The organism is Micromonospora sp. NPDC003197 (genome assembly GCF_053590565.1).
Genome location: NZ_JBSFTE010000004.1, coordinates 136,039 through 149,884 on the forward strand (window position 1 = coordinate 136,039; position 13,846 = coordinate 149,884).

At 67.2% G+C, this 13,846-nt stretch carries 13 protein-coding genes; 12 read left to right on the forward strand and 1 reads right to left on the reverse strand.

What is annotated here, in order from left to right; all coding sequences use genetic code 11:
- The first annotated feature begins 4 nt into the window (after nt 1-4).
- Complete coding sequence (locus tag ACWDV4_RS06215) at nt 5-925, forward strand: LysR family transcriptional regulator (RefSeq protein ID WP_449975314.1); 921 nt, start codon at nt 5-7, stop codon at nt 923-925.
- A gap of 61 nt (nt 926-986) precedes the next feature.
- On the opposite strand, the gene ACWDV4_RS06220 is transcribed toward ACWDV4_RS06215, so the two are convergent.
- Nucleotides 987-1,601: a TetR/AcrR family transcriptional regulator gene (locus ACWDV4_RS06220; protein WP_449975315.1), complete on the reverse strand. Its 615-nt coding sequence runs from the start codon at nt 1,599-1,601 to the stop codon at nt 987-989.
- A gap of 345 nt (nt 1,602-1,946) precedes the next feature.
- Between ACWDV4_RS06220 and ACWDV4_RS06225 the strand changes: the two genes are divergently transcribed.
- From ACWDV4_RS06225 to ACWDV4_RS06275, 11 genes are all read left to right on the forward strand, one after another.
- Nucleotides 1,947-2,927: a phosphotriesterase family protein gene (locus ACWDV4_RS06225; RefSeq protein ID WP_449975316.1), complete on the forward strand. Its 981-nt coding sequence runs from the start codon at nt 1,947-1,949 to the stop codon at nt 2,925-2,927.
- Between the two features lie 48 nt (nt 2,928-2,975).
- Nucleotides 2,976-3,929, forward strand: coding sequence for a phosphotriesterase family protein (locus ACWDV4_RS06230; protein WP_449975318.1), 954 nt, complete (start codon nt 2,976-2,978; stop codon nt 3,927-3,929).
- 14 nt (nt 3,930-3,943) lie between these two features.
- Nucleotides 3,944-5,062 (forward strand): FAD-dependent oxidoreductase, encoded by a 1,119-nt coding sequence (locus ACWDV4_RS06235; RefSeq protein WP_449975319.1) that lies wholly within the window; start codon nt 3,944-3,946, stop codon nt 5,060-5,062.
- A 4-nt stretch (nt 5,063-5,066) separates the two neighbouring features.
- Nucleotides 5,067-6,002, forward strand: coding sequence for an alpha/beta hydrolase (locus ACWDV4_RS06240; protein ID WP_449975320.1), 936 nt, complete (start codon nt 5,067-5,069; stop codon nt 6,000-6,002).
- Nucleotides 5,990-6,928 (forward strand): MBL fold metallo-hydrolase, encoded by a 939-nt coding sequence (locus ACWDV4_RS06245; protein WP_449975322.1) that lies wholly within the window; start codon nt 5,990-5,992, stop codon nt 6,926-6,928. The genes ACWDV4_RS06240 and ACWDV4_RS06245 overlap by 13 nt, the downstream gene beginning before the upstream one ends.
- Before the next feature lie 23 nt (nt 6,929-6,951).
- Nucleotides 6,952-8,682 (forward strand): CocE/NonD family hydrolase, encoded by a 1,731-nt coding sequence (locus tag ACWDV4_RS06250; protein WP_449975324.1) that lies wholly within the window; start codon nt 6,952-6,954, stop codon nt 8,680-8,682.
- 6 nt (nt 8,683-8,688) lie between these two features.
- Nucleotides 8,689-9,876 carry a thiolase family protein gene (locus ACWDV4_RS06255; RefSeq protein WP_449975325.1) on the forward strand — a complete coding sequence of 396 codons (1,188 nt, stop codon included), beginning with the start codon at nt 8,689-8,691 and terminating at the stop codon, nt 9,874-9,876.
- Nucleotides 9,873-10,568, forward strand: coding sequence for a 3-oxoacid CoA-transferase subunit A (locus ACWDV4_RS06260; RefSeq protein WP_449975327.1), 696 nt, complete (start codon nt 9,873-9,875; stop codon nt 10,566-10,568). The genes ACWDV4_RS06255 and ACWDV4_RS06260 overlap by 4 nt, the downstream gene beginning before the upstream one ends.
- Nucleotides 10,568-11,206 (forward strand): 3-oxoacid CoA-transferase subunit B, encoded by a 639-nt coding sequence (locus tag ACWDV4_RS06265; protein ID WP_449975328.1) that lies wholly within the window; start codon nt 10,568-10,570, stop codon nt 11,204-11,206. The genes ACWDV4_RS06260 and ACWDV4_RS06265 overlap by 1 nt, the downstream gene beginning before the upstream one ends.
- A 255-nt stretch (nt 11,207-11,461) precedes the next feature.
- On the forward strand, nt 11,462-13,225 hold the full coding sequence (locus ACWDV4_RS06270; protein ID WP_449975329.1) for a putative T7SS-secreted protein: 1,764 nt from the start codon (nt 11,462-11,464) through the stop codon (nt 13,223-13,225).
- Nucleotides 13,222-13,773, forward strand: coding sequence for a type VII secretion system-associated protein (locus ACWDV4_RS06275; RefSeq protein WP_449975331.1), 552 nt, complete (start codon nt 13,222-13,224; stop codon nt 13,771-13,773). The genes ACWDV4_RS06270 and ACWDV4_RS06275 overlap by 4 nt, the downstream gene beginning before the upstream one ends.
- The last annotated feature ends 73 nt before the right edge of the window (nt 13,774-13,846 follow it).

Here is a 13,846-nt window from a genome sequence, read left to right on the forward strand (position 1 = left end):
CGCGATGAGCGATGACGGAGAGGGCACCACGAGTTCCGGGTTGTATCGACTGACCTCGGTCAACCTCAACCTGCTGGTGCCCCTCCTCGCGCTCTTGGAGGAGCGCTCGGTGACAAAGGCGGCTGGGCGCGTGGGTCTGACGCAGCCGGCGATGAGCCATGCGTTGGGTCGCCTGCGGCGGCTCCTCGACGACGACCTGCTCGTCCGGCAGGGCGGCGCTGTCACATTGACCCCGCGCGCGCTTGAGTTGATCGGGCCGCTGCGGGCCACGCTCCAGCAGGCCGCGCACGTGGTCAATTTTCCGGGCTTCGATCCGCTGACGGATCGTCGGGTCATGACCATCGCGATGACCACCAGCACGGCCTTCGTCATCGGGGCGCGGCTGGCTCGACTCGTAGCGGAACGAGCCCCGCAGGCGATCCTCCGTCTGCGCACCATCACCGTGCCGACTGACGCCACCTTCACCGAGCACGGGGTCGACGTCGTGCTGCTCTCCGAGGGTTTCGCCTCGCCGTATCCGCGGGAGCGCCTGTACGACGACCGCATCGTGGTGGTGGCTTCGGCGGACACACCACCGGAAGCCAGCGCGCTCGACCTGTTGACCACGCAGCCGCATGTCGTCGTCGACACCGAGCGGCGAGTTTTTCCCTACTCGGTGCTCGAGGAGCAGGGGGTCACCTACCGCATCGGTCAGCTGATCTCCGATTTCCTGCTCGTGCCGTACCTGGTCGGCCGTGCCGGCGGAGTCGCCCTCCTACGGCACCGGGTCGCGGCGGAGATGCGTACCCTGGTCGACCTGCGAATCGAGGAATTCCCGTTCCCACTCCCCGGGCTGGGCATCGACATGGTGTGGAATCCACACCTGGGTGACCGCTACTTCATCTCCTGGCTGCGTCAACTCCTGTTCGACGCCGCGAGACCCTGAGGCCGCATCAGAGCCCTGGCGGGCATCAGAGAGCGCTGAGGCGTATCGGGGCGCTGCGCGTTCAGTGGCGTCCGATCGCCCCGATCCAGCTCTCGGTGAGGACGTCCAGCATCTCGTCGCGCTCGACACCCCAGGTCCCGGCTGTCCAGTGGCGCGCGACGTGGTCGAGTGCAGTGATGGCGATGACGCTGCGGATTTGGCGGGTGTTGGCGGAAAACCGGTCCGCGCGGTCGAGCCCGTCCTTGATGTCGCTGATGGCCTCATTCATCCACTCATCGAAGAGTGCCCGGATTTCGGGGTCGACGGCTGCGGCGGCGAACGCGGTCGTGGTGTAGGGGCGGATCTCATCCCATCGTTTTGAGGTCGACGCGAGCCACGCGCGGATGCGTTCGCGGGAGCCGTCCTCGACCACGGCAACCAACCCCCGCTCGGTCGATCCGTGCTCGGCAGAGGGGACCCGGTCGAGCGCGGCGTTGAGCCGTCCCGATACGAGGGCCTTCATCAGGTCGACCTTGGAGGGGAAGTACGCATAGAAGGTCATTCGCGTCGTCCCCGCCGCTGACGCGATATCGTCGATCGTCGTCGCTACATAGCCCTTGGACACGAACAGGTCCAGGCCGGCGTCGAGGAGGAGTTTTCGCGTCATCTCCTTCTGCGCCTTACGAAGCGTAGTCACGCCGGTCAGCATAGGCCACCGCGAATTTCATCTGTTCTTGTCGATTGTTTTGTTTGCGCGTTGCGCGGACTCCTGACGCTCGGTAAAGCACTCCGCCTTACGGCGAGTAACTCGTCGCCACCGTCTGACGAGGGGTGCGTCCTCGAGGGCTAGCTGGCCTGGGGTCGCCGAGGCTGAATCGAGGCCCCGGCTGCGCTGGGGGGTGGGCCTCCGACCTGCGGTGTAGCATGAGTCAAAAGAATTTACTTGCTCAACATTCTCTTGACACGCCGTAAACCTACGTGACACCGTTCACGTCGGCGGCGTGACCCCAGTCACTCGCTGTGACCGAGAGGAGTGCCAGGGATGGGCGCAGAGACTGCCGAGAACACCGTCAACACCGTGCTTGGTCCTGTCCCCGCGCAGCAGTTGGGGGTTGTCGCGGTCCACGAGGCGCTGCTGTCGGTCGTCCCTGGGGCGGAGTACGCGTTCGACATCACCATCGACCGTGCGGAGATCTTCGAGGCCCTGGCCGAGAAGCTGACGGACTTCCGTACGCACGGCGGCGGGACGATCGTCGACAGCACCGGCATGTTCCACGGGCGCGACGTACGGCTGTACGAGGCTCTCTCGCGCACGACCAACGTGCACATCATCGCGTCGACCGGCCAGGGCCCCGAGGAGATGCTCGGCGGCTACTTCCTGACGCCGCAGACCAACCCGCCGACGCCATGGCCGGCGGAGAAGTTCGCCGATCTCTTCGCCAAGGAGGTCACCGAAGGCATGGTGGTTCCCCGGGTCGAGCGGCGGGGTGCCGCAGGACTCGTGGCCACCGTGGCGACGCCCACGGGCATGACCGCAACCGACGAGAGCCTGTTCCGGGGTGCGGCCCGCGCCGCCTTGGCCACCGGTGTCCCGGTGTCGATCCGCTACGGCGACGACGCCGTACACGATCTTCAGGTTGTCCTGGACGAGCAGTTGCCAGCCGACCGCGTGGTCGTCGGCGGTCTCGACCGTACGGACGCCGTCGCCGCCGGGGCACCGTTCGAGGTCGCGACCTGCGGTGCCTATGTCGGCCTGGACCACGTGGGCACCGAGGACGACGCCCACATCACCGATGCCGAGCGTGCGGCCCTGGTCGCCAAGCTGGTGGAGAACGGCCACGGCAACCGGATCCTGCTCTCGAGTAGCGCGACCGGCGTTGCCAAGGGGCACCCGGCCAACGACCTGCCCTACAGCTATGTCCTGACCACGTTCGTCCCCCTCCTCAAGGCACAGGGCCTCAGCGATGAGGACGTCCGACGGATCCTCGTCGACAACCCGCGCGACCTGCTGACGGTGCGCTGAGCGCCCGGCAGCCCAAGACATCGATCTCTTCTGCAAAAGGTGGGTGTTGTGTCGAGAGTGAACACGGTCCTGGGGCCGATCCCGACCGAAGAACTGGGTCTCGTGGCCATCCATGAGCACATCGGGTACGGCATGCCCGGTTCCGAGCTGGACACCAAGTGGTGGAAGAGCCCCGAGCAGCGCTACCAGGAGACCGTGCCGAAGCTGCGCCAGTTCCACGAGTATGGCGGCGGCACCTTCGTCGACGCGACCGGCATCTGCAACGGCCGGGACATCGACTACTACAAGTCGCTCTCCGCGAAGACCGGCGTGCACATCATCGCCAGCACCGGCTTCGTCGGCGGTGACACCGCCCTGCCGTACTTCGCCCGGGCGAGCGTGGAATACCTGGCCGCGCACTTCGTCCACGAGATCACCGTCGGCATCGGCAACACCGGTGGCCGCGCCGGCATCATCAAGGTCGGTGTGAGCCGCGGTGGCCGCATGACGGACCTGGACAAGCGGATCTACCGGGCTGCCGCCCGGGCGGCCCTGACCACCGGCGTGCCCATCTTGACCCACCTAGCCATCGACGTCGAGAACGCGATCGCCATCTTCAACGCGGAGGGTCTTCCGCTCGACCGTGTTCTGTTCGGGCACGTCGACGACGGCGTCAACGCCGAGAAGACCCGGGTCAGCTGGATCGCGGAGCAGGGCGGCCGGGTCGGGTTCGACACCTTCGGCTACGAGACCGAGCTCGAGGACCCGCCGTTCTGGGCCCGCCCGCGCAAGGAACGGCTGGACCACTTCCTCCGGATCATCGGTCAGGGGCACCTGGGCAAGGTGCTCGCTTCGGCTGACGCCAACTGCAGCCCGCTGGGCTGGCCCGGGGTCAAGGACCACACCATCAACTACATCTTCGAGGACCTGATCCCGGACCTGCGCGCCGCCGGTCTCAACGAGGCCGAGATCAAGACCATCTTTGTCGACAACCCCGCTGACTTCCTGACCATCAAGAACTGACCAAGGACAGAACCATGCAGACCTCAGACCTTGAGCGCCTGAACGTCGCCATCGTCGGCGCCGGGTACGCCGGTGCGGCCGCAGCCAAGGCTCTCTCGCTCCTCGGTGCCAACGTCAACGTGTACGAGCAGGCGACCCAGATCCGGGAGGTCGGTGCCGGCATCGGCCTGCGCCCCTCCACCATGGATCACTTCCGTCGGTGGGGAATCTTCGACGCGATCGCCAAGGTGAGCTCGCCGAGTGACTACTTCGAGATCCTCACCGCCACCGGCGACCCGATTACCCGAGAGGCCTGGCCGGAGATCGACACCTTTGGTGCGAAGACCCACCTGATCCACCGCGGGGACTTCATCGAGGCGCTGGTCGGCGTGCTCCCCGAGGGCATGGTGCACCTCGGGCACAAGCTGGAGGCCATCGAGGACCGGGGCGACCGCTCGGTCCTCACCTTCACCAACGGCACGACCGTCGAGGCAGATCTGGTCGTCGCCGCGGACGGCATCAAGTCGGTGGTGCGTCAGCAGCTCTTCAGCGAGAAGAGCCCGGTGTTCTCGGGTGAGCACGCCTACCGTGCGGTGATCTCCGCAGACGACGCCTACGGCTTGTGCGTCGACGACAACCTGCGGATGTACATCGGCCGGGGCACGAAGGTGTACTTCCTGCCGCTGCGTCACCGCAACCAGGTCTCGTTCGATATCACCGCGTTGTGCCCGGACAGCACCTGGGCACCGCAAACCACCAAGGACGACCTGCTGGCGATGGTGGAGGGCTTCGACGAGCGGATCGTCAAGATCGCCCGCGACCTCGACATGGCCACCGTGAACGTGCGCGCGGTCTACGACATCGACCCGGTCGACACCTGGCACTCGCGTTCCGCCGTCCTCGTCGGCGACGCCGCCCACTCGATGCTGCACCACCAGGGCCAGGGCGCGAACTCGGCGATCCTGGACGCGGGTGCGCTTGCTGACGCCCTTGTCCAGGCCGACTCCGTACAGGAGGCGCTGGCCCGCTACCAGGCCACCCGTAAGCCGGTGACCGATGAGCTGCAGCGAATCTCGCGCCAGGGGTGGAGCGAGGACGAGGTCAACGATGTCTTTCCCGGGCAGAAGCCCGCGTCCCAGCAGCCGAGGAACTGACACCATGGCACTGCATCCCAAGATTGCCGAGATCCTGGCGAGCCTGCCGGCCCCACCGGACGGCCCGCTCGACCCGGTTGCCATGCGGGCAGCCGAAGAATCGCAGGTTCCCCCCGTCGAGGAGCGTTTGCCGCTGCACTCGGTCGAGGACACCACGGCCCAGACTCCGACGGGCGATATCCCACTGCGGATCTACACGCCGACCGACGCAGCGGCGTACGGCCTGCTGGTCTACTTCCATGGCGGCGCCTTCTTCCTCGGCAGCCTGGAGACCCACGACCACATCGCGCGGTCACTGGCGACGGAGACCGGGCTCAAGGTCGTCTCCGTCGGCTACCGCCGAGCACCCGAGGCCGCCTTCCCAGCCGGCCTTCAGGACTGCTACGCCGTGGTCCACTGGGCTGCCGAGAACGGCGAGCGCCTCGCCTGGGACGGCACCACGCTCGCCATCGCCGGTGACAGCTCGGGTGGCACCTTCGCTGCCGCCGTTGCCGCGATGGCCCACGACGACGGATTCGATGGGATCACGCATCAGGTCCTCTTCTACCCCTCGCTCGACCTCGACTTCGACGTCGACCGCTACGCCTCGCTGCGGGAGAACGCCGTCGGCTACGGCCTGGAAACGGCCGGGCTGAAGCCGTTCAACGCCTTCTACCTCGACAGCGGGGCCGACCCGGCCGACCCGCTGGTCTCGCCGATCAAGCGGGCCGACCTTACCGGCCTGCCGCCCGCGCTGATCGTTACCGCGGAGCACGATCCCATGCGGGACGAGGGCGAACGCTACGGCCAGCGGCTCAAGGAAGCCGGAGTCGACGTCACGGTGAGCCGCTATCCGGGTGCCGGCCACGGCTTCGTTCAGCACTTCTCCTGGATCCCGGAGTACCACCGGGCCTTCGCGGAGACGGCTGCCTTCCTCAGCGGTGAGCCATGGCGCGGGTAGCCGTCCATCCCCTGGTCTCGCCGTGGGGTCGGTTCGGCCTGTACAGCTTCTTCATCGACGCCCCCGAGCCGGCCATCGTCGACACCGGGATCGCCTCCTCGCCCGCCGAGGGGATGGTCCCGGCGCTCGCGGCCATCGGGCGTCGCATCGAGGACGTGCGCTGGATCCTGCTGACCCACGGTCACATCGATCACGTCGGCGGGGCCTACGCCCTGTGGGAACTCACCGGCCGGCGTGCGCAGGTGGTCATCCACGAGGCCGACGCCGCGATGCTGCGCTCGCGCCGGGCCCACGTGGACGAGTACCTCCACGGTCGGGCGCAGTACCTGAACGACCCCGAGGGCGCGGCGAAGGTGACAGCCGCCACCAATGCGGTCATCTCCGGCGAGATGGAGCCGACGATGCTGCTCAAGGGCGGCGAGACGCTTTCGCTCGGCGGCGACGTGACCGTCTCCGTGCACTCGGTGCCGGGTCACACGCCCGGATCGGTGGCCTATGTGATCGACGGCCAGCGCTCGGTGTTCGTCGGTGATGCCGTCCAGGTCCACGGGGCCGCCAACAACTTCCCCGGCTACGTGGATCCGGTGGCGTACCGGGCCAGCCTGCGGTACCTGCGTGACGAGATCCGTCCGCAGCACCTGTACCTCGGGCACCCGTACCGTCGCGCAGACGGCACGCCGTACGGCGTCGAACTCGACGCCGACCAGGCGCGGGAGGCGCTGCAGGGGAGTCTGGACATCGAGGCCGGGGTCAGCGAAGCGGCCTGCCGCTGTCTTCAGGACGGTCTGCGGGCCACGGACTCTCCGTACTCCCCGTTTGCTCCGGTCGCCGAGCGGCTCGGCTACACCGGCGACCCCGCGCTTGAGCCGTCACCGTTCTTCACCTCGATGCACGGCTACCGCACGCACTTCCACCAGAACTCGTAACCGAGAACAAGGAACTTCGCATCATGGCTGACTTCCAGACCACCCGGGCAGGCGAGCAGACGATTGCCGTCCGCAAGGACCTGCGGGTGCCGATGCGCGACGGAATCACCCTCGCCGTGGACGCGTACCACGGCCTGGCGGACAAGCCGCGGCCGGCCCTGATCGCGATGAGTGCCTACGGCAAGGAGCTACAGGCCCTCGCCCTCACCACGCCGCCACAGCGTCGCCCGAGCCCGATGTGGGACGGCTGCATCGAGGCCGGAGACATCGCGCGCGTCGTCCAGGAGGACTACGTCCATGTCATCGGTGACATGCGGGGCACCGGTGACTCCGACGGCGTGATGATCGGCAACTACAACTTCGGTGGTGTCTCCCAGGGGCAGGACCTGTACGACCTCATCGAGTGGGTCGCCGAGCAGCCCTGGTGTGACGGCAATGTCGGCATGATCGGCATCTCCTATTTCGGCTCGATGCAGGTGCTCGCCGCGGCCGAGCGGCCACCGCACCTGAAGGCGATCTTCGTCAGCGGCGGCCATTTCGACTTCTACGAGACCACCTACCACGGCGGCGTCATGTGGTTCATGCCGCGCGCTGCCCGCGAGGGACGTGGTGGCGACTCCGGCATCGCGCACACCAACGTCAAGTCCCGCATGCAGGAGATGTACTCGCCGGAGGAGCTGAAGAAGCTCGTCGCCGAGCGGCTCCGGGACCCGGACGTGGCCGCGTGGCCGAACCTCGTGCACGTGCTGAAGTACCCGAAGAACCGTGAGCTCTGGTTCGACATCGTGATGAACAACCTCGACGGGGAGTGGTACGAGGAGCGCAACCCCATCACCCTGGCCGAGAACATCGACATCCCGGTCTATCTGCAGATCGACCAGGGACGCGGCTGGACCGTGGACGGACACATCGAGCTGTTCGACGTGCTCAAGGGGCCCAAGAAGCTGGACATCGGTTCCTACCCGCCGATGCAGTCGCGCCCCTGGGTCGAGGAGCACGACAAGATGTTCCGCTGGTACGAGTACTGGCTCAAGGGCATCGACAACGGCATCATGGACGAGCCGGCCGTGAGCGTCTTCGTGGAGGGCTCGCGGAAGGTGGTCACCGCAGCACAGTGGCCACCGAAGGAAATCGAATACAAGCCGCTGTACCTGCGCCCACGGCACAAGCTCTCCGCAGAGCCGGAGCTGATGGGGGCGGAGTACGCCGCCCCGGACGGCTTCTACCAGGCACCGCTGACGGTGACCGACCAGGTGGCGACGGTCAGCTGGAGCACCGAGCCGTTCGAGGAACCCACGGAACTCATCGGCACCGGCGCGGCGCACCTCTTCGCCGAGATCGACCAGGACGACACCAACTTCATCATGCGGATGTGGGACGTCGCCCCGAACGGCAAGCGACAGCTGATCACCACAGGTTTCCTCAAGGCGTCACACCGCGAGTTGGACGACCGGACGACCGAGGGCAACCCGTACCACCCGCACACCCGCAGCGTGCCGGTCGAGCCTGGAAAGATCGAGGAGTACGTCCTGCGGCTCTATCCCTTCGCGGCGACGTTCAATCCCGGCCACCGTCTGCTGGTGGAGCTCTCCAACGACGAACCACTGGCCGACGCGCACAACGCGTTGCTGCCGCCGGACGCGTTCCACCTGCCGGTGGGTCGCCCCGTCACCCACAAGATCTACCGTGACGCCGCCCACCAGTCCCGGCTCGTGCTGCCGTTCACGACGCGCACCGCAGCGGAGAAGGGGTAGTCGAACATGGCATTCGTCTACGCAGCGGCCCGTACTCCCTTCGGCCGGTTCAACGGAGCGCTGGCCGGCGTACGTCCCGACGACCTCGCCGCGACCGCGATAGCCGGTGTGCTCGCGAAGGCACCGGCGCTGGACCCGGCCGGGATCGGCGAGATCGTGTGGGGTTGCGCGAACCAGGCGGGCGAGGACAACCGCAACGTCGGCCGGATGGCCGGACTGCTCGCCGGAGTCTCGGTGTCGGTGCCGGCGACCACGGTCAACCGGCTCTGCGGCTCGTCGCTCGATGCCGCGATCATCGGCTCCCGCGCGATCGACACCGGTGACGCCGATGTCGTACTTGTCGGCGGGGTGGAGTCGATGACCCGGGCGCCGTGGGTACTGCCGAAGCCGGACCGGGCATTTCCGGCCGGCAACACCACCGCCGTTTCGACGACCCTCGGTTGGCGCCTGGTCAACCCCCGGATGCCGGCGGAGTGGACGGTGTCGTTGGGGGAGTGCAACGAGCAGCTACAGGAGCGGTTCTCGATCTCGCGACAGCGGCAGGACGAGTTCGCCGCACGGTCGCACCAGCTCGCGGCGGCGGCCTGGGACGAAGGCTTCTACGACGACCTGGTGGTTCCGGTCGACGGTGTCGACCTGACCCGGGACGAAGGCATCCGCGCCGGCTCCACGCCGGAGAAGCTCGCCAGCCTCAAGCCCAGCTTCCGCCCCGACGGCACGATCACCGCCGGCAACGCCTCGCCGCTCAACGACGGGGCGTCGGCGGTGCTGCTCGGCTCGGAGGCCGCCGCCGCGCAGATCGGGCGCGACCCGGTCGCCCGGATCATCGGACGTGGTGCGTTCGCGCTGGAGCCGCAGGCCTTCGGCTTCGCCCCGGTTGAGGCGGCCAACCGAGCGCTGGACCGGGCCGGCATCGGCTGGGATCAGGTGGGTGCGGTCGAGCTCAACGAGGCCTTCGCCGTCCAGTCGCTCGCCTGTGTGGACGCCTGGAAGATCGATCCCGCGATCGTCAACGTCAAGGGGGGCGCGATCGCGATCGGGCACCCGCTCGGCGCCTCGGGGGCCCGCATTCTCGGCACTCTCGCCAAGGTCCTTATCGAGAAGCGCGAGCGGTACGGCGTTGCCGCGATCTGTATCGGCGTGGGTCAGGCGCTCGCGGTGGTCCTCGAAAACGTCACCGGAGGAGCGGCGTGAGCAGAACCCAGATCTTCGGATCGCCGGCTGAGGCGGTGAGTGTCGTCAAGGATGGCGACACCGTCCTGGTGGGTGGCTTCGGATTCGCCGGCATGCCATTCGATCTGATCGACGCCCTGATTCGGCACGGCGCAGGCGACCTCACAATCGTGTCCAACAATGCCGGCAACGGCGATGTGGGCCTGGCCGCCCTGTTGAAGGCCGGCCAGGTGCGGAAGGTTCTCTGCTCCTTCCCGCGGCAGGTCGACTCGTACGTCTTCGACGACCTCTACCGCCGTGGGGAGATCGAGCTTGAGGTTGTCCCGCAGGGCAACCTCGCCGAGCGGATGCGGGCGGCCGGGGCGGGCATCGGTGCGTTCTACTGCCCGACGGCCGTCGGCACGCCGTTGGCCGAGGGCAAGGAGACTCGCTCGATTGGCGGGCGGGACTACGTCCTTGAATACCCGATCAAGGGTGATGTCGCCCTGATCGCGGCGCACGTCTCCGACACGATGGGCAATCTCGTGTACCGCAAGACCGCCCGAAACTTCGGCCCGGTGATGGCCACGGCCGCCACGACGACCATCGTCCAGGTCTCGTCGATCGTCGAGGCGGGGCAGATCGACCCGGAGGTCGTCATCACCCCGAGCATCTACGTCGACCGGGTGGTCCAGGTCGAACCGCGTCACTACACGGTGCAGGGAGCCCGCTGATGTCACTCAATTCCGACCAGCTCGCGGCCCGGGTTGCCCAGGACATCGAGCCGGGTAGTTTCGTCAACCTCGGCATCGGTCAACCCACCAAGGTCGCCGACCACCTTCCGGCCGAGCTCGGCATCGTCCTGCACACCGAGAACGGCATGCTGGGCATGGGCCCCGCAGCTGTTGGCGACGAGATCGACCCGGAGCTCACCAATGCCGGCAAGGTGCCCGTCACCGAGCTGCCTGGGGCGGCATACTTCCACCACGCAGACTCCTTCGCCATGATGCGTGGCGGCCACCTCGACGTGTGCGTCATGGGTGCCTTCCAGGTCTCGGCAAGTGGTGACCTCGCCAACTGGGACACCGGTGCGCCCGGCGCTATCCCCGCAGTCGGCGGCGCGATGGATCTGGCGATCGGAGCCAAGCGGGTCTACGTGATGATGACGCTCTTCGCGAAGAACGGCAGCCCGAAGCTCGTGCCCACCTGCACCTACCCCCTCACCGGCGTCGGCTGTGTCAGTCGGGTCTACACCGACCATGCCGTATTCGAGATCACTTCTGCTGGCGTCCGCGTGATCGAGTCGTTCGGCATCTCCGTCGAGGAGCTTCGCGCCCGGCTGGACGTCCCTCTTTTGGTGGACGTCAACTAACCGTCGTTGCTTCCGGCTTCCGCCGCCCTCATCGAGGTCGGCGGCTCCGCCACGTACGTCCGGCTCTCTGGTTGGGCTGTGCCTGGCAGAGGCGTTTTTCTATCCCTTGTGGCTTGGCTACGCCTATTTCTCTGATGTACGGTTCACACCGAACTGACTGAAGTGCGTAACTGAGCGGGCCACCGGTCAGGTCCGGAGTGCCGCTCCACCGGCTAAGCCGGCTGGGCGGCGGTGGGCGACCCAGGGGAGTCGATAATGGCCAGGCCTTATGACTGGTGGGTGTTGGACCTGGACCGGGATCCGACCCCGGGGGCACCAGAGCGGCTTGACGTGATGGGCGACCGCTTTCTGGACTTTGCCGACGTCGCCCACCGGGCGTACCGGTCAGTGCAGTCGTTGCAGGGTGACGGCGCGGTGCTGACCTGGGTGGGGCTCTCCGGCGACGCGTTCCGTGAGCAGTTCGGTGAGTTGCCGGAGCAGCTGCGCAAGTTGCACACGTCGCATCAGATGGCGGGCGACGCATTGCACGTGTACGCGCCGAAGCTCACCACTGCCCAGGCCCAGGCCGACCGGGCGCTGGCCGACGGGCGGGCGGCACGTGAGCAGCTCAGTAGCCTCAACAGCCAACTAGCGATAGCTGAGAGCGACTTCGCCGCGATCTCCCGGCAGGCCGACGAGTTGCGGGATCTGCCGTCGGAGACCAACAGGCCCGATCCGGAGCAGGTCCGGCAGGCGTTGCGTGACGCGGAGGTCGCCGGGCAACGCCTGACCACCGTACGCGGCCAGGCGGCCTCGGCCGAGCAGGCGTTGCAGGCCGCGAAGATCCTGGCTGACCAGGCCCGGCAGATGCGCGATGCGGCAGCCCAGACGTGCGAGCGGGAGATCCGCGAGGCGTCGGATGTCGGCATCCAACCACGCTCGTTCTGGCAGAAGCTGGGCGACGCGTTCAAGGCCATCTGGGACGTGATCTGCGAGATCGCCAAGTGGGTGGCACTGGTGGCGGGGGTGATCGCCCTGGTCATCGGCGGGCCGCTGGCCTGGGTCGCGCTGGCCGCCGGGGCGGTGCTGCTGGTCAAGGCAATAGTCGACTTCGCCCAGGGGAAGGGAGAGATTCTCGACCTGGTCTTCGGCGTTCTCGGGATCATCCCCGGTGTACGTGGCCTCACTTCACTGTCGAAGTTGCAGTCGCTCTACAAGGCGGGCGGCCTGAAGGAGATCGGCAAGGCCGCGCTCGGCTCGATGAAGAACCTCGCTACCGAGCTGGCCGCGGTGGTCAAGAACGTCGGTGCCGGCACTGTCACCGTGGTCAAGAATCTTGGCGGCAGCCTGGACAACATCGTGCCGAAGATCAGCTTCGGTGGGCGGGGCGGGCGTAACAGTCAGGCGATCGTCAATTACGGGGGGTGGGGGGATGACGTCTCCGATGCGGCGAAGATGGTCGACACCAAAAATATCGAGTCCCACCCGGTTGTGGCCAAGCTGCGGACCAGGGAGGGCGGGAAATGGGTGACCAAGGATCAGGTCATCGGCGTGAGCTTCCCGGGCAAGGAGGGCGACCTTCCGCGGCAACTCAAGTGGGGTGAGAAGAAGAGTTCGAACAACACCTCGTACTTCAGGGTGGGCGACACGCGGCCGATCAATGCACCCTGGAGAGAAGGACGCGGCAGCCCAGAACCGATCTTCGTCATTGCCCATTCCGACCAGACCCGGGTAGGTCTTACCGCAGTCGACATCGGAAAGATTTCGGTGGATGGCTCGACCTTCGCGAAGATCCTCGGGGACAGCAACGCGTTCCAGCAGGCTCGCAGCGCCAATCCGGACGGGCCGATCGTGCTTCTCGCCTGCAACTTTGCCAGGTCCGATGATGTTGTCAACGAGGTGGCCAAGCCCTTCTCCGACACCCTGCGTAACATCCTCAACAACAACGATCTGAAAATCTTCGGGGCGACCGAGAAGGTCGATGTCACCGACGACGGCAAGTGGCCCGTCCACAAGGGTGGGGAGTTCAAGAGCCTGTGAGCACGGACGAGCACGGCGGAGTGCCCAACCAGCGTGAGGCGCAGCAGCGGTGGGTGGTTCTGCTGGACGCGCCCTGGTCGGGGGAGGCGGACGGGCCGGTCCCGACCGAGGCGATGATCGGTGGCTGGCCGATTCGTGACGACGGCACTGCGTTGCCGTTCGAGCCGAATCCGGACTACCGACCGAGGCACCCCGACGCGCCGACCGACCCGGTCGACGCGGCGACCCGGATGGTGGTGGCCGGCCACGCCAGCGGCGAGACGGTGCTCTGGGCGCTGCGTGACTCGGTCCTGTGGTTGGCGGTCGACGAGACCGGGGCACCCGAGGTGGACGTGGCGCCGGACGGAGTGCGGTGCGTGCTGGTGGCGACCAGCGGTCAGCACCGGGACCGGATCGATGGACCGCGCTGGCGCCAGGTGTCCGGCGCGCAGCTCGCCGTAGCCCTTCCGGAGCACACCGACGTGCTGGTCAACCTTGGCGGCCCGGCCACGATGCGGCTGATCGGGGACGTGGTCCGGGCCGCGATGACCGACCCGGTCGAGTCCTGACCGGTCGGGCTCACCGGTGAGCCCGACCGGCTATGGGCGGATTTGACCAAGACCCGTCAGGTGGTCACGGTCC